This is a genomic window from Paraburkholderia sp. J41 (assembly GCF_905220235.1).
Taxonomy (GTDB): domain Bacteria; phylum Pseudomonadota; class Gammaproteobacteria; order Burkholderiales; family Burkholderiaceae; genus Paraburkholderia.
This window is the reverse complement of record NZ_CAJMZE010000039.1, coordinates 12,234-26,747: the sequence shown is the minus strand read 5'-3', so window position 1 is coordinate 26,747 and position 14,514 is coordinate 12,234. Positions and strand designations below refer to the sequence as shown.

The 14,514-nt window shown below is 65.5% G+C and carries 16 protein-coding genes; 7 read left to right on the top strand and 9 right to left on the bottom strand.

Translation table 11 applies throughout. The features are described from left to right. Positions 1 to 337 precede the first annotated feature (337 nt). From uvrB to U5805_RS27420, 6 genes are all read left to right on the top strand, one after another. Complete coding sequence (gene uvrB, locus U5805_RS27445; RefSeq protein WP_322106656.1) at positions 338 to 2,419, top strand: excinuclease ABC subunit UvrB; 2,082 nt, start codon at positions 338 to 340, stop codon at positions 2,417 to 2,419. Positions 2,420 to 2,761: 342 nt separating this feature from the next. Then, a complete protein-coding gene (locus tag U5805_RS27440) occupies positions 2,762 to 3,310 on the top strand; it encodes an iron transporter (protein WP_322106655.1) in 549 nt (182 codons plus the stop codon). 120 nt (positions 3,311 to 3,430) lie between these two features. After that, positions 3,431 to 3,781, top strand: a complete 351-nt coding sequence (locus tag U5805_RS27435; RefSeq protein WP_322106675.1) for a cupredoxin domain-containing protein — start codon at positions 3,431 to 3,433, stop codon at positions 3,779 to 3,781. 68 nt (positions 3,782 to 3,849) lie between these two features. Continuing rightward, on the top strand, positions 3,850 to 4,695 hold the full coding sequence (locus tag U5805_RS27430; RefSeq protein WP_322106654.1) for an FTR1 family iron permease: 846 nt from the start codon (positions 3,850 to 3,852) through the stop codon (positions 4,693 to 4,695). Positions 4,696 to 4,705: 10 nt separating this feature from the next. After that, complete coding sequence (locus U5805_RS27425; RefSeq protein ID WP_322106653.1) at positions 4,706 to 6,124, top strand: 4Fe-4S binding protein; 1,419 nt, start codon at positions 4,706 to 4,708, stop codon at positions 6,122 to 6,124. A 37-nt stretch (positions 6,125 to 6,161) separates the two neighbouring features. Beyond that, entirely contained in the window at positions 6,162 to 6,575 is a 414-nt protein-coding gene (locus tag U5805_RS27420; protein WP_322106652.1) for a heme-binding protein, read from the top strand. A 286-nt stretch (positions 6,576 to 6,861) separates the two neighbouring features. Here the strand turns inward: U5805_RS27420 and hemP are convergent, their stop codons facing one another. The 4 genes from hemP to U5805_RS27400 form a co-directional block, all read right to left on the bottom strand. Further along, the gene (hemP, locus tag U5805_RS27415) at positions 6,862 to 7,158 is read right to left on the bottom strand and encodes a hemin uptake protein HemP (protein ID WP_322106651.1); all 297 of its coding nucleotides are present in this window, start codon (positions 7,156 to 7,158) and stop codon (positions 6,862 to 6,864) included. A 193-nt stretch (positions 7,159 to 7,351) separates the two neighbouring features. After that, positions 7,352 to 7,831: an SRPBCC family protein gene (locus tag U5805_RS27410; protein ID WP_322106650.1), complete on the bottom strand. Its 480-nt coding sequence runs from the start codon at positions 7,829 to 7,831 to the stop codon at positions 7,352 to 7,354. A 38-nt stretch (positions 7,832 to 7,869) separates the two neighbouring features. Then, the gene (locus U5805_RS27405; protein ID WP_322106649.1) at positions 7,870 to 8,268 is read right to left on the bottom strand and encodes an OsmC family protein; all 399 of its coding nucleotides are present in this window, start codon (positions 8,266 to 8,268) and stop codon (positions 7,870 to 7,872) included. Positions 8,269 to 8,409: 141 nt separating this feature from the next. Further along, on the bottom strand, positions 8,410 to 9,288 hold the full coding sequence (locus U5805_RS27400; protein WP_322106648.1) for a pirin family protein: 879 nt from the start codon (positions 9,286 to 9,288) through the stop codon (positions 8,410 to 8,412). 121 nt (positions 9,289 to 9,409) lie between these two features. Between U5805_RS27400 and U5805_RS27395 the strand changes: the two genes are divergently transcribed. Next, the gene (locus tag U5805_RS27395) at positions 9,410 to 10,498 is read left to right on the top strand and encodes a LysR family transcriptional regulator (protein WP_322106647.1); all 1,089 of its coding nucleotides are present in this window, start codon (positions 9,410 to 9,412) and stop codon (positions 10,496 to 10,498) included. Between the two features lie 420 nt (positions 10,499 to 10,918). Here the strand turns inward: U5805_RS27395 and U5805_RS27390 are convergent, their stop codons facing one another. The 5 genes from U5805_RS27390 to murI form a co-directional block, all read right to left on the bottom strand. After that, positions 10,919 to 11,338 carry a biopolymer transporter ExbD gene (locus tag U5805_RS27390; protein ID WP_322106646.1) on the bottom strand — a complete coding sequence of 140 codons (420 nt, stop codon included), beginning with the start codon at positions 11,336 to 11,338 and terminating at the stop codon, positions 10,919 to 10,921. An 18-nt stretch (positions 11,339 to 11,356) separates the two neighbouring features. Next, positions 11,357 to 12,103: a MotA/TolQ/ExbB proton channel family protein gene (locus U5805_RS27385; RefSeq protein WP_322106645.1), complete on the bottom strand. Its 747-nt coding sequence runs from the start codon at positions 12,101 to 12,103 to the stop codon at positions 11,357 to 11,359. Between the two features lie 49 nt (positions 12,104 to 12,152). Next, the gene (locus tag U5805_RS27380) at positions 12,153 to 12,884 is read right to left on the bottom strand and encodes an energy transducer TonB (protein WP_415914677.1); all 732 of its coding nucleotides are present in this window, start codon (positions 12,882 to 12,884) and stop codon (positions 12,153 to 12,155) included. 287 nt (positions 12,885 to 13,171) lie between these two features. Next, complete coding sequence (locus U5805_RS27375) at positions 13,172 to 13,432, bottom strand: bacterioferritin-associated ferredoxin (protein WP_322106643.1); 261 nt, start codon at positions 13,430 to 13,432, stop codon at positions 13,172 to 13,174. 227 nt (positions 13,433 to 13,659) lie between these two features. Continuing rightward, positions 13,660 to 14,505, bottom strand: a complete 846-nt coding sequence (gene murI, locus U5805_RS27370) for a glutamate racemase (protein WP_322106642.1) — start codon at positions 14,503 to 14,505, stop codon at positions 13,660 to 13,662. Between the last annotated feature and the right edge of the window lie 9 nt (positions 14,506 to 14,514).

The following is a 14,514-nucleotide window of genomic DNA, read 5'->3' as shown; positions in this document are numbered from 1 at the left end:
GGCCACGCAACTCGCTATTGTAACGAATCCTCAAGCGGGTTTTTCGGCGAATTCGGTTTGACCGTGACGCAAACGCGGCCGTTTTTGCGGTTTTTCGTCCGTTTTCGCGGCGGATTGCCGGATTCCCGCGTCCCGCGCATTCGTTCGATTCGCCCTTGCAGTCGCGGCGGCCGCACCCATCTAGGCGACTGTCACGCCGCGCCGCTTCCGGCCCCAAAGCCCCATTGCACCGCGCGCGGCAGCCTTCGCCCGCTCCGTCACTGGCCGATGCCGCCCCAGGCCCGGCCATCGGCGAGACGCTAGAATAGTTGTTTGCTTCGCGCACAGGATGCCACCCATGTCCGACCACACCGTCGCCGACGCGCCCGCGCTCGACGAGTCGAAGTTCGTCAGTTTCGAAGGCTCGCCGTTCCAGCTTTATCAGCCGTATCCGCCGGCCGGCGACCAGCCAAGCGCGATCGAAACGCTCGTGGAAGGCGTGGAAGACGGGCTTTCGTTCCAGACGCTGCTGGGCGTGACGGGCTCGGGCAAGACCTACACGATGGCCAACACCATCGCGCGCCTCGGCCGCCCGGCCATCGTGTTCGCGCCGAACAAGACGCTCGCCGCGCAGCTTTACGCCGAATTCCGCGAGTTCTTTCCGCGCAACGCCGTCGAGTATTTCGTCTCGTACTACGACTATTACCAGCCGGAAGCCTACGTGCCGCAGCGCGATCTCTTCATCGAGAAGGATTCGTCGATCAACGAGCATATCGAGCAGATGCGGCTTTCGGCCACCAAGAGCCTGATGGAGCGGCGCGACGTGGTGATCGTCGCCACCGTTTCGGCGATCTACGGTATCGGCAATCCGTCCGAGTATCACCAGATGATCCTTACGCTGCGTCAAGGCGACAAGCTCGGCCAGCGCGACGTCATCGCCCGCCTGATCGCCATGCAGTACAACCGCAACGAGCAGGATTTCCAGCGCGGCACGTTCCGCGTGCGCGGCGACACCATCGACATTTTCCCGGCGGAGCACGCCGAAATGGCCGTGCGCGTGGAGTTGTTCGACGACGAAGTGGAAACGCTGCAACTGTTCGATCCGCTCACGGGCCGCGTGCGCCAGAAGATTCCGCGCTTCACCGTGTATCCGTCGTCGCACTACGTGACGCCGCGCGAAACCGTGCTGCGCGCCGTGGAGACGATCAAGGCCGAATTGCGCGAGCGGCTGGAGTTCTTCCACGGCGACGGCAAGCTCGTCGAGGCGCAGCGGCTCGAGCAGCGCACGCGCTTCGACCTGGAAATGCTCCAGGAACTGGGCTTCTGCAAGGGCATCGAGAACTACTCGCGCCACTTTTCGGGCGCGCTGCCCGGCGAGCCGCCGCCCACGCTCGTCGATTACCTGCCCGGCGACGCCTTGATGTTTCTCGACGAATCGCACGTGCTGATCGGCCAGTTGAACGGCATGTACAACGGCGACCGCGCGCGCAAGGAAAATCTCGTCGATTACGGTTTTCGCCTGCCTTCGGCGCTCGACAACCGGCCGCTCAAGTTCAACGAGTTCGAGCGCAAGATGCGCCAGGTCGTGTTCGTTTCGGCCACGCCCGCCGACTACGAGAAGAAGGTGACGGGCCAGATCGCCGAGCAGGTGGTGCGGCCGACCGGTCTCGTCGATCCGGAGATCGAGGTGCGGCCCGCGTCCACCCAGGTCGACGACGTGCTTTCGGAAATCAACGCGCGCGTGGAAGTGGGCGAGCGCGTGCTCGTCACCACGCTCACCAAGCGCATGGCCGAGCAGCTCACCGAATTTCTCGCCGATCACGGCGTGAAGGTGCGCTATCTGCATAGCGACATCGACACCGTGGAGCGCGTGGAAATCATTCGCGATTTGCGGCTGGGCACCTTCGACGTGCTCGTGGGCATCAACCTGCTGCGCGAGGGCCTGGACATTCCCGAGGTCTCGCTCGTGGCGATTCTCGACGCCGACAAGGAAGGCTTCCTGCGCGCCGAGCGCTCGCTGATCCAGACGATCGGGCGCGCGGCGCGCAACGTGAACGGCAAGGCGATTCTCTACGGCGACCGCATCACCGACTCGATGCGCCGCGCCATCGACGAAACCGAGCGCCGCCGCGCCAAGCAGGTGGCGTTCAACGAAGAAAACGGCATCGTGCCGCGCGGCGTGGTCAAGCGCATCAAGGACATCATCGACGGCGTGTACAACGTCGACGAGGCGCGCGCCGAACTGCGCGAGGAGCAGGAGCGCGCCAAATTCGAGGACATGTCCGAGAAGCAGATCGCCAGGGAAATCAAGAAGCTCGAAAAGCAGATGATGGACTACGCGAAAAATCTCGAATTCGAAAAGGCCGCGCAGGCGCGCGATCAGTTGTCGGTTCTGCGCCAACGCGTGTTCGGGGCGAACGTGGGCGATCATCCGGCTTGATGCGGTGCGGCGCGCCGGAACGCGCGCGCCGCTTCGCCCCCACGTTTGCGCGGCGTTTTTTTCCGCCGGCTTGAATCGGGCCGCCGAATCCTTCGATCCGCTTTCGCGTTCGCATCGGCGTGAAAACGGAATTGGGGCGTGTCGTAAGGCCGCGGTAACGAAACCCGCCGAAATCGCCTAAAACCTTGTCCCATTGGGGTTTTCCGCCGCCCAGATTTTGTCCGGCATCGGCATCGGTGTTAAACTTCCCTATTATTGAGAATTGTTCGCATTAGCGTTATTGCGCGCATTGCGAACGACGCGGTTGGTCATCACCTTCATATATAAAAACCAGGAGTTTCGATGCGGATCCACTCTCTCTTGCGCGGCACGGCCGTGATCGCGGCCGCCACGGCGGCATTGGCAGCCAACGCGGCGGAATACCCGATCGGCAAGCAGCAAATCCAGGGCGGCATGGAAATCGGCGCGGTCTATCTCCAGCCGATCACCATGGAACCCGAAGGCATGATGCGCAAGGCGTCGGACTCCGACATCCATCTGGAATCGGATATCCACGCGGTCAAGAACAATCCGACCGGTTTCGCGGAAGGCGACTGGATGCCGTATCTCCAGGTGCATTACGAGCTGAGCAAGGCGGGCACGAACTGGTCGCACAAGGGCGACCTGATGGCGATGGTCGCGAACGACGGCCCGCATTACGGCGACAACGTGAAGCTCGACGGTCCCGGCAAGTACCACCTGAAGCTGATCGTCGAACCGCCGATGCAGACGGGCCACATGGCGTTCGGCCGTCACGTCGACAAGGAAACGGGCGTGGGTCCGTGGTTCAAGCCGTTCACGCTGGAATACGACTTCCCGTTCGCGGGCATCGGCAAGAAGGGCGGCTACTAAGCCGCGTGCAAGGCTCGACGGCGGCGTGCGCGCGGGACGCCCAGGCGCCACGCGCCGCCGCTCTCGCGAGCGCAGATGAACGCAGGACTCAAGCAGGTAAGACTGATGACTGGAAACCGGATGTTCGCGCGCAAATTCGCGGCGCTTGCCGTGAGCGTGTCGTTTGCGGCGCCGCTCGCCGCCGTTCCGATGGCGGCGCACGCCGAGGATCTGCCGACCTTCAAGCTGGACATGGCCGACGGCAAGCTCAATCCCGCGCGCATCGAAGTGCCGGCGGGCAAGCGTATCAAGATCGAGGTGCGCAACTCGGGCAAGGGCGCGGTGGAGTTCGAAAGCGTCCAGCTTCGCAAGGAAAAGGTGCTGGCGCCGGGCGCGGAGTCGTTCGTGGTGATCGCGCCGCTCGATCCGGGCGAGTACAAGTTCTTCGACGATTTTCATCAGCAGGCGCAAGGCACGATCGTCGCCAAATGATCGTTGCCGTGCGACGTTGCGGTGGGTGCAGGCAGTCGGCGCGAAACGCCGGCAGCGGGAGGTGTTGAATGGGTCAGGTGATGTTCATCGTATGGCGGGAAAGCGTCGAGGCGCTGCTCGTCGTCGGGATTCTCTATGCGTGGCTGAAGAACGGCGACGCCGACGCGCGGCGCGGCCTGCCGTACCTGTGGGGCGGCGTGGCGCTCGGCATTCTGTCGGCGGTGGCGCTGGGCGCGGCGCTCGTCGGCTTCACCGAGGTGCTGTCGGGCGACGCGCAGGATTACTTCCAGACCGGCATGGTGCTGGTCGCGTGCGTGCTGATCGTGCAGATGGTGCTGTGGATGAAGCGCCACGGCCGCACGCTCAAGCGCGAGATGGAGGAGTCGCTCGAAGCGAGCACGCGCGACTCGAACTGGTGGGGCGTGCTCGTGCTGGTCGCGCTCGCCATTGCGCGCGAAGGCAGCGAAACGGTGATCTTCCTCTACGGTCTCGGTTTCGGGCAGTCGGGGCACATCGGCGCGAGCCAGTATCTGGCCGTGCTGATCGGGCTTGCGCTCGCGTTCTTCACGTTCTATCTGCTGCAACTGGGCGGCAAGGTGTTCTCGTGGCGGCACTTCTTCCGCGTCACCGAGATCATGCTGCTGTTCCTCGGCGCGGGCCTCTTTCAAACCGGCGTCGACAAGCTGATCGACAAGGAAATCCTGCCGACCATCGTCGACCAGGTGTGGAATTCGTCGATGATCCTCGACGACTCCAGCACGTTCGGCTCGCTCGTCGCGACGCTCACGGGGTATCGTGCGCATCCGGCGCTCATGAATCTCATCGCTTATGCCGTCTACTGGCTGGTGGTGGGGTTCCTCGTGCGCCGCGCTACCGGCCAGGCGGCCGGCGTCGCCAGGCGAAAGACTGCATGAGGAAATCGGTATGAGTTGTGCATCGGCCCAACCGTTGCAGCGGCGGGGCAGGCTGGCCCAGGCGGGCCAATGGATGCAGCGGCACGGCGCGGTGATCCGCGCCGTGCAGTGGGTCGTCGTCGCCGTCTATGCGTTCCTGATTCTCGTGCCGGCCGTGATGCCGCTGCCCGGCGACACGGCGCATCTCTGGAACAACCTTACGCTTGCGGCGCAGTTCGTGTTCTGGGGCATCTGGTGGCCGTTCGTGCTGCTTTCGATGGTAATGCTCGGGCGCGTGTGGTGCGGCGTGCTGTGTCCCGAAGGTGCGCTCACCGAGTTCGCAAGCAAGTTCGGGCGCGGCCGGGCGATTCCGCGCTGGATGCGCTGGGGCGGCTGGCCTTTCGTCGCGTTCGGCCTCACCACCATCTACGGCCAGATGGTAAGCGTGTACCAGTATCCGAAGGCCGTGCTGCTGGTGCTCGGCGGATCGACGCTCGGCGCCATGGTGATCGGCTTCCTGTACGGGCGCGAAAAGCGCGTCTGGTGCAAATATCTCTGCCCCGTGAACGGGGTGTTCGCGCTTCTGGCGCGCCTCGCGCCGTTTCGCTACAAGGTCGACGAGGACGCCTGGCGCAATTCGTACACGCACGGCGAGCACGGCGGGCATCGCGTGATTCCCGTGAACTGCGCGCCGCTCGTGCCCTTGCGCAACATGAAGGGCGCCGCGCAATGCCATATGTGCGGGCGTTGCAGCGGCCACCGCGATGCCATTGCGCTGTCGTGGCGCTCGCCCTCGGAAGAAGTGGTGGAGCTGGGCGACCATCACGCGAGCGCGTGGGACACCGCGCTCATTCTTTACGGTCTGCTCGGCATCGCCATCGGCGCGTTCCACTGGACCGGCTCGCCGTGGTTCATCGGCGTCAAGCAATGGCTCGCGGGCTGGCTCATCGACCGCGACATCACCTGGCCGCTCGACACCAACGCGCCGTGGTTCCTGCTCACGCATTACCCCGCGCAAAACGACGTGTTCTCGTGGCTCGACGGCGGCATGATCGTCGGCTATATCGTCGCGACGGGGCTCGTCTACGGCACCGTGCTGCTCGCGATACTCGCGGCTTGCGCCGCCGTGTTCGGCCGTTTCGAGATGCGCCGCGTCCATCACTTCGCGCAGTCGCTGATTCCGCTCGCGGGCGCGGGCGTGTTCCTCGGTCTTTCGGCCACGACGCTTTCGCTGCTGCGCGCCGAGCACGTGCCGCTCGATTGGGCCGCCGAAGTGCGCATCGCGATTCTGGTCGTCACGAACGCGTGGAGCGCGTGGCTCGCGTGGCGCGTGACGGGCCGCTACAGCGCGCGCTTCTGGCAGCGCGGCCTCGCGCTGGCCGGTTTCATGCTGGCGCTCGCCGTGGTGGACAGCGCCTGGTGGCTCATGTTCTGGGGCTGGGTGCGCTGAGCGCCCGCACGGCCCGACTTTCGACAGGAAAATGCTCATGCGAACCCGCGCCGTTCTGACCGACGAAGACATCGAGAAAATGGCCGAAGCGGCCGTCGCGCATGCGCGCGCGAACCAGTGGAACGTGACGATCGCCGTGGTGGACGAGGGCGGCCATGCGCTTTTTCTGCGGCGGCTCGACGGCGCCGGCGCGGCCTCGGCCGAGATGGCGCTCGGCAAGGCGCGCACCGCGGCCATGGGCCGGCGCGAAAGCAAGGTCTACGAGGAAGTCATCAAGCAGGGCCGCACGGCGTTCTTGAGCGCGCCGCTCACTGCAATGCTCGAAGGCGGCGTGCCGATCGTGGTGAACGGCGACGTGATCGGCGCGGTGGGCGTTTCGGGCGTGAAGTCGGATCAGGACGCGGCCGTGGCGCGCGCGGGAATTGCCGCGTTGGGAATCGACCAGGGTTGAATAAGGCGGAATAAGGCGGCGGTGCGCAAGGGCGCTCGCGCAGATCGTACGTCACCGTAAAAGCAAAAAGCCGCGGAACGTGCCGCGGCTTTTTGCTGTTCGGGCGGCACGCTTCGCGCGTCGCCCCGATCATGGTGCGAGAACAAAAAAATGGCGTGGCTTGCTTCGACGGCTGGCTTGAAGGATGTCTGCACGAAGGGGTCTAGATCTCGCGTGCAAGCTGTCGTTGCTGGCTAATGCCCAACGCCTCTCGGTGGAGGCGGTCCCCACAATACCCGGTTGAAAATTACTTTGTCAGGATCAGCTTGCCGAGCCGGGTGGCCCGCAACTGATACGTTTCGCCGTTATGCATGATGCTGACATGGCTCTGGCCTTGCAGCAGCGCCGCGCTGTCCAGCACCCGACCGCTTGTCGCGTTTGCTGCACTCGTTGCACCCGCTCCGCTCGCTGGCGTCGCGCGGGTGCCCGCCGGTTCGCTGGCCTTGCGCGGCTGCGTCTGCACAGCGGGTTTCGGTCGCGCACCCGTGAGGGCGGCGCCGCTGCGGCGCAAGCTGAGAGTCGATGTGCGGTTAAGGTCGGTCATGAACGTGACGTCGTTGACTCGATTCGATGAAGTTATTCTAAATGATAATCGTTCCTATTTTCAACTACGATAAATTGATCGGATTCTGTCGGCGATAGTCTGGGGGACTGTAAGGCGGGAGCGGGTGTATTTGCGACAAAGCGCAGGCACCGCGCTCGAACGAAGGGGTGGCCCGAGCGCGGCAGGCGTCGCGTCAGTGCAGCGCGTTCGTCTGGCCGCCCTGCACGAACTGGCGGATCAGACGCACGGTGTCGATATCCGATTCGCGATACGCCGATTTCACGATCTCCGAGGTCTGCCGGACGTCCTCGGTGCCGGCGCTCGGCAGCGTCGTGCTGTATTCGAAGCGCAGGAATAGCTGGAGCGCGTCGGGCTGCTCGATCGTCATGGTGAGCGAGCCGCCCACGTAGTCGGCGGTGGCCATGATGTCGTAGCGCACGCTCTGGCCGGGCGTGAGCGTCACGCGGTCGCGCACCGTGGCGTGGCCGTAGTGGAGTTCGCGCTCGAGCGTGGTTTCCGTGCGATCGAGGATCGTGCAGCTATCGAGGCCGATCACAAAAAGCTGCGGCTGCTCAGCGCGCAGTACGAGGCCTTCCCAAAGCTGCTCGCGCGTCATGGATTCGACCATCGGGTTCAGCGGGTCGTTGATCTGGATGAGGTGTTCAAAATTCAAGGCGGCGCCTTTCTGTGTCGATGTCCGTCCGCCGGCGCTCAGGCGACGACGAGGCCCGAGCGGATCGTGATCGTGTTCGTGAGAACCTTGTGCACGGGGCAAACGTTGGCGATTTGCAGGAGGCGTTCGCGCTGCTCGTCCGTGAGCGCGCCTTCGAGCGCGATCTGGCGGTCGATCGTCGTGCCTTCGCTGCCGGTTTCGATCGTGAGCTTCACATGCACGCCTTCGAGCGGCCACTCCTTGCGCTGCGCGTACATCTTGAGCGTGATGGAGGTGCAGCCGCCGAGGCTCGAGAGCAGCAGCGAGAAGGGCGACGGGCCGCGGTCGCCGCCGCCGAGCGAGGCGGGTTCGTCGGCGATCCAGGTGTGCGTGCCGTCGTCGAACTGGACCTGATAGTTCGTCGAGCCAATGCGGGCGGTGACTGCGGGTTCGGCCATGCGATCCTCGCGGGCGGTACGGGTGAAAAAAGGACGGCGCGCAAACGCGCGCCCCGGAGTGCTTATTGTGACCGAAAGCGATCGAATCTGTCGGAGGGAACCGCGCGGAGCGCGCCGGGTAGGCGCGCGAGCCGCATGCACTCAGTGCGCGATCTGGCCCATCCGGCCGCTTTGGTAGTCGAGCACGGCCTGGCGAATCTCCTGCTCGGTGTTCATCACGAACGGGCCGTAGCGCACGACCGGCTCGTTGAGCGGCACGCCGCCGATCAGCAGGACCTCGAGCGGCGCTTCGGCGTGGGCGGGCGCCGCGAACGTCACGGTGTCGCCGTCGCTCGCGAAGGTCACCATCTGCTGCGCGCCGACTGGCGTGGCATCCGCGCCGTAAAGCCCGGCGCCCGCGAGCCCGTAGGCGAACACGCGATAGTTCGCCGGCACCGGCAGCTCCACGCGCGCGCCGGGCGCGAGCGTGAAATGCTGATACAGGATGGGCGTGCGCGTTTCGATCGCCGCCTTCACGCCGAGCGCCTCGCCCGCGATCACCTTCACGCTGACCTTGCCGTCCGCCGAGCGCCCGACGGGAATGCGCTCCGTCGGCAGTTCCTGATAGCGCGGCGCCATCATCTTGTCGCGGGCGGGGAGGTTCACCCAAAGCTGCAAACCGTGGATGCGCCCGCCTGTGCGCACGAAATCGGGGTCGGGCATTTCGCTGTGGATCACGCCCGCGCCCGCCGTCATCCATTGCACGTCGCCGGAGCGCAGCGTGCCCGAATGTCCCGCCGAATCCTTGTGGCCGAAGCGACCGTCGAGCATGTAGGTGACGGTTTCGAAGCCGCGATGCGGATGGTCGGGCGCGCCGACCGCCTCGCCGGGCGCGTAGTCGATCGGGCCCATTTCGTCGAGCAGCAGGAACGGATCGAAGTCCATCAGCTGGCGGGTCGGAAACGGCCGATGAACGATGAATCCGCCGCCTTCGGTCGTGCGAACCGCGGGGTACACGCGTTCGATCGTGCGAGTCGTCATGGATATCACCTCGAATTGTGGGAATTGCGTTATCTGCGAAACAAACCGCTATTATAGGGAGCCAAATCCGCCTGTTTTACGGCCCCATCGCAATGGATTGTCCCATCGCTGGAACGACGACATGAAGATCGATTCGCACAACCTCAACGATCTGATGTACTTCTCGCAGGTCATCGAGCACGGCGGCTTCTCGGCCGCGGAACGCGTGCTCGGTATCTCGAAGTCGCGTCTGTCGCGCCGGGTGAGCGAACTCGAGGCGTCGCTCGGCGTGCGGCTGTTGCAGCGCTCCACGCGCAAGCTCGCGCTCACCGAAGCGGGCGAACTGTTCTATCGGCATTGCCGCGCGATGCTCGCGGAGGCGCAGGCGGCCGTCAACGTCGTGCAGTCGCTGCGTTCGTCGCCGCGCGGCACGGTGCGCGTGAGCGTGCCCGTCACGCTCTCGCAAACCATTTTTTCGCAGATCATCCCCGAATTCATGCATCGCTACCCCGAAGTGCGGGTGGTGATGCGCGTGACCAACCGCGTGATCGACCTGTTCGAGGATTCCGTCGATATCGCGCTGCGGGTGCGCTCGGAGCCGCCGCAGAACGCCAACATCGTCGTGCGTCCGCTGTGGCGCACCGAGCAGATGCTGGTGGGCGCGCCCAGCCTGCTCGCACAGAACGCGCCGCCGCTCACGCCCGACGATCTCGCGCGCTTCGAAACGCTCGACACGCCGACGGGCGACGGCCGCCACGTTTTCCAGCTCATCGCGCCCGACGGCACGCGCCACGCGCACGAGCACGAGCCGCGCCTCATCACCGCCGACCTCACGACGATCCGCGAGGCGGCGCTGCAAGGGCTCGGGATCGCCGCGATGCCGGAAATGATGTACGGCGCCGCGCTGCGCTCGGGCAAGCTCTCGCCGGTGATGCCGGGCTGGACGCTGCCGGTGCCGCAGCTTTATGCGGTGTTTCTCTCGCGCCAGGGCATGGTGCCGGCCGTGCGCGCGTTCGTCGACTATCTCGTCGAAGTGCTCGACGCCGACAAAGATTTGCACCAGGAGTGTCCGCTCAGCAGCGACGTGGCCGCGCTCATGGCGCGCAACGCGGCGCAAGCCAGGGGCGCGCCCGGCGGCATGGCGGGCGACACGGCGGGCAACACGGCAGGCGAAAGCGTCGAGCCCGCGCCGCCGCGCGCGAAACCGGCAAGCCGGATCGAAACGGCGTGAGGTTGTGGCGGCGCATGCCCGGCGCGTGCGGGCGCGCGCGGCCGTCCGTGCACGACGTTTGCAGACGCCGCGCCGCATTTACGCTTTAGGCATTTAAGCGTCGCCGGCAATCGTTACTTTCAATGGGCGCGAGCTTGTGCGCGCGTAGGCAGAAGCCTATATTAAAATTCCTCCCGCCAAGCACCGGTTCTTGAGCGGGATTCGATGGCCGCTATCCTAGCGAGCCTTCAGGGCCGCAAGCGCAGTCCGTGTCCACCACGGCAGCCGCATGTGGGGGCGTGGACCGAACGACAGTCGGAAGCGCGCCGCCACCGCCCGAATGCGCCGCGTGCGCAGAAAAAAAGGCCTTCATCCGACGATGAAGGCCTTTTACATTTGCAGCGCGCGAATCCGCCTGGAGCCGCGCGTCGGCGCATCCGATCAATGATGCGCGGGGTCCGTCACGAAACCGATTTTCGTGAGTCCGCCGCTCTGCGCTTCGGACATCACCTGCGCGACCTTTTCGTATTGCACCTTGCGGTCGGCGTTCAGATGCAGTTCCGGTTGCGGCGTCGCTTGCGCGGCGGCCGCGATCTTCTGTTGCAGCGCGGTGTCGTCCACCTTCGTGCCGTCCCACAGCACCGTGCCGTCCGCCTCGATCGACAGATTGATCTGCGCCGGCTTGGTGTCTTCCTTCTGGCTGCTCGCGTGCGGCAGGTCGATCTTCACGGCATGGCGGATCACGGGGATCGTCACCATGAACACGATCAGCAGAACCAGCATGACGTCGACGAGCGGCGTCATGTTGATTTCGTTCATCAGGCCATCGTCGTCGTCGCTGGCAAAGGGGCTCATCGCCATGTTGCTTGCCTCCGCTCGTTAGTTCGTGCGCGCGGCGACACGAAGGCCCGCGCCGTTGTCCTTCGCGTGATGGCCGCGTGCCGTCGACGACAGGCGCGCACCCGTCACGAAGAACGCGTGCAGGCCGTGCGCGAAGCGGTTGAGCTTCGTGACGATCGCCTTGTTCGCGCGCGTGAGGGCGTTGTAGCCGAGCACCGCCGGAATGGCGACGAAGAGGCCGAACGCCGTCATGATGAGCGCCTCGCCCACGGGGCCCGCCACGGCGTCGATCGACGTCTGGCCCGTCGCGCCGATCGTGAGCAGCGCGTGATAAATGCCCCACACCGTGCCGAACAGGCCGACGAACGGCGCCGTGCTGCCGATCGAGGCGAGCACCGCGAGACCGCTTTGCATGCGCGCGACCGAATCGTCCATGGTGTCCTTCAGGCAGCGCGTGACCCAGTCCGACACGTCCATGCGGTCGTGCAGATGCGGCTGCGTCTGATGATGGTGGTCGGCGGCTTCCTGGCCCGAAAGCGCGAGCGCGAGGAACGGGTTGTCTTCGCGCGTGCCGCTGCCGAGCTTCTTCACGCCGTCGGCGAGGTCGTCCGAATGCCAGAACTGCTGCTCCGCGTTCTTCGTGAGACGTTTCAGGCGCGCGACGTTCCACGCCTTCACGACGATCACGCACCACGACAGCACTGACATGATCAGCAGCGCGAGCGCGATGCCGCGTGTCACGAAATCCCCTTGCGCCCAGACGTGGGCGATACCGTAGTTCTGCATGGTCGATCCTTTAAATTCGATTCGTCAAAAGCGGTGCGGCTTCAGCCCGTCAGTCGGTCAGGCTGAAGTCGAAAGGTTGGTTGGCGGCGGCGCGCGTGGGCTGGCCGTCTTCCAGATAGGGCTTGCAGGTGCTTTCCCGGGCGGCGCTGAGCGCGGCGTCGTCGAGGCGGCTGTAGCCGCTGCTCCTCGCCAGCGTGACGCTTTCGACCTTGCCCGAAAGCCCGACGACGAAGTGTACGAGCGCCGTGCCGGTCTCGCCGCGGCGTTTCGAGAGCGTCGGGTAATCGGGCTGCACGATGTTGCAGTCGATATGCGAAACGTTCTTCGGCGCGGCGATCGCCATCGTCGGCTTGCCCTGCGCCGGTGCGGCAGCCGGTGCCGGCGCGGGCGGCGTCGGGGCCGGCGGCGTGGGCGCGGCGGGCGCGGGCGTCTCGATCACATGCTGCGAGGGCGCTTCGGCCACGGGCAACGGGGTCGGCGTGGGCTTCGGCTTTGGCTGGACCTTGGGCTTTTCGCGCGTCACGTGCGGGACGGGCTTGGGCGGAGGCGGCGTGGGCGTGGATTGAACCGCGACCGGCGCGGCGACGGGATCGGGCTTGAGCAGCTCGGCCGTGATCGTTTGCGACTGAACGGCGACGGTGCGCGGCTCGCGGTTCATGAGCACGACGGCGATGAGCGCCGCATGCAGCGCGACGACGATCGCGCTCACGGCGACGATACGCCGGTTCATCCGGACGGCGGGAAGCGGCAGCGGGACAGCGGTGGTTTGAGAGGCCTGCATATTAGCGAGGCTGCCGTGCGGACGACGGTGCGCTGGCGGGCCGGCGCGTCGGGTCGGGCAGCTTTATGGGCGAAAGATCAACAGCGAAATGCACAACGTGGTGACAAAACCAATCAGCAATTCCATCTCGATCCCCTTGAAGAATCACGAGCGGTCGTAGCTGGCTAGTCGTCGCGGACCACGCGAAACGGGCTTGCTGTTGGCGGTGGATCGGGCCCCGGAACGCCCGCTCAGGCGGACGGGCAGGACGGGCGCGCATCGCCGGTTGCGGGATGCGCGTCACGGCTTCAGGCAGCCTTGCGCTCGTAAAACGTGAGCGGGACGGCTTGCGGCGACACCACGGTCGCGGTGCGCGCGACGGCGTGTACGCCGCAGCGGCTTTCGCACGCGCCGCTTTGCGCCATCACGTCGCGCACGGACTCTTCGCACTTGCCGCAGCAGGTCGCGACGCCGAGTTCGAATTGCAGCTCGTCGAAGGAGTCCATGCCTTCCGCGATGGAGGCACGAATCGTCCGGTCGGAGACCGACTTGCAAACGCAGACAATCATGGTGGACCGCAATAGAGACAGTTAATGCGAATTATTATCATTATGTTTGACGCATTTGGCAAGCGCGGCGATGCGATTTTTGTAACAAAACCGGACGCTTAGCAGGGATTTTGCGGTAGATCAGCGAACGCGAGCCTTGGCGCAATGGGGCCGCAAGCGTCCGGGCGCGGCGGCGGGCGCCTTCGCCAGGAATCGCTAAAAGGGTGGAATGGAGCCGGGCGCGCGGTTCAGGCCGCGTTCGCGTCGAGTTCGAGCGTGCGGCGTGACGGAATCGCCACGCGTTCGATGGCGGTGTCGATGTCGAGGAGCGCCGCGGCGAGCTGGCGCAGATGCGTGCCGTCGCTCGTCGAGCAAAAACGCGGGCATTCGGCGATGCCGCCCTCGGGCGCGCGCAGGCCGTGCTGGTCGAGCACGCGCTCGAGCTGGCGGGCGATGGCGACGCTCGTGTCGATCAGCGTCATGCGCTTGCCGACGATCGAGCGGATCGCGGCATCGAGAAACGGGTAGTGCGTGCAGCCGAGCACCAGCGTGTCGGCGCCTGCGTCGAGCATCGGCTGCACGTAGGCGCGCAGCAGCGCCACGAGTTCGGGCGAGGACACGTCGCAGCGCTCCACGGCTTCCACGAGCCCGTGGCCCGGCTGGCAGAGCACGCGCAAGTCGCCCGCATGGCGCTCCACGAGCGCGCGAAACCGCTCGCTGCGCAGCGTGACTTGCGTGGCGAGCACGCCGGCGACGCGCGACTTCGAGGCGAGCGCGGCCGGTTTGATGCCCGGTTCGACGCCCACGAGCGGCAGCGCCAGCTTTTCGCGCACGAGCGCGATGGATTGCGCCGTGGCCGTATTGCACGCCACGACCAGCGCCTTCGCGCCTTGCGCCGCGAGCCATTCGCAGATCGCGAGCGTGCGGTCGGCGATGAAGTCGTCGTCGCGCTGGCCGTAGGGCGCATAACGCGAATCGGCCACATAGACGAGGCGTTCGGCCGGCAGTTGCGCGCGCACCGCGCGCAGCACCGAAAGGCCGCCAAGGCCCGAGTCGAAAATGCCGACAGGCGCGGCGCCGTTCACGCTGGACATGGCCGATGG

What these genes read in the sequence shown, in the direction of transcription:
- uvrB (WP_322106656.1), top strand. Translation starts at nt 338, where the DNA reads ATGTCCGACCACACCGTCGCCGACGCGCCCGCGCTCGACGAGTCGAAG.
- U5805_RS27440 (WP_322106655.1), top strand. Translation starts at nt 2,762, where the DNA reads ATGCGGATCCACTCTCTCTTGCGCGGCACGGCCGTGATCGCGGCCGCC.
- U5805_RS27435 (WP_322106675.1), top strand. Translation starts at nt 3,431, where the DNA reads ATGTTCGCGCGCAAATTCGCGGCGCTTGCCGTGAGCGTGTCGTTTGCG.
- U5805_RS27430 (WP_322106654.1), top strand. Translation starts at nt 3,850, where the DNA reads ATGGGTCAGGTGATGTTCATCGTATGGCGGGAAAGCGTCGAGGCGCTG.
- U5805_RS27425 (WP_322106653.1), top strand. Translation starts at nt 4,706, where the DNA reads ATGAGTTGTGCATCGGCCCAACCGTTGCAGCGGCGGGGCAGGCTGGCC.
- U5805_RS27420 (WP_322106652.1), top strand. Translation starts at nt 6,162, where the DNA reads ATGCGAACCCGCGCCGTTCTGACCGACGAAGACATCGAGAAAATGGCC.
- hemP (WP_322106651.1), bottom strand. Translation starts at nt 7,158, where the DNA reads ATGACCGACCTTAACCGCACATCGACTCTCAGCTTGCGCCGCAGCGGC.
- U5805_RS27405 (WP_322106649.1), bottom strand. Translation starts at nt 8,268, where the DNA reads ATGGCCGAACCCGCAGTCACCGCCCGCATTGGCTCGACGAACTATCAG.
- U5805_RS27400 (WP_322106648.1), bottom strand. Translation starts at nt 9,288, where the DNA reads ATGACGACTCGCACGATCGAACGCGTGTACCCCGCGGTTCGCACGACC.
- U5805_RS27395 (WP_322106647.1), top strand. Translation starts at nt 9,410, where the DNA reads ATGAAGATCGATTCGCACAACCTCAACGATCTGATGTACTTCTCGCAG.
- U5805_RS27390 (WP_322106646.1), bottom strand. Translation starts at nt 11,338, where the DNA reads ATGGCGATGAGCCCCTTTGCCAGCGACGACGACGATGGCCTGATGAAC.
- U5805_RS27385 (WP_322106645.1), bottom strand. Translation starts at nt 12,103, where the DNA reads ATGCAGAACTACGGTATCGCCCACGTCTGGGCGCAAGGGGATTTCGTG.
- U5805_RS27380 (WP_415914677.1), bottom strand. Translation starts at nt 12,884, where the DNA reads ATGCAGGCCTCTCAAACCACCGCTGTCCCGCTGCCGCTTCCCGCCGTC.
- U5805_RS27375 (WP_322106643.1), bottom strand. Translation starts at nt 13,432, where the DNA reads ATGATTGTCTGCGTTTGCAAGTCGGTCTCCGACCGGACGATTCGTGCC.
- murI (WP_322106642.1), bottom strand. Translation starts at nt 14,505, where the DNA reads ATGTCCAGCGTGAACGGCGCCGCGCCTGTCGGCATTTTCGACTCGGGC.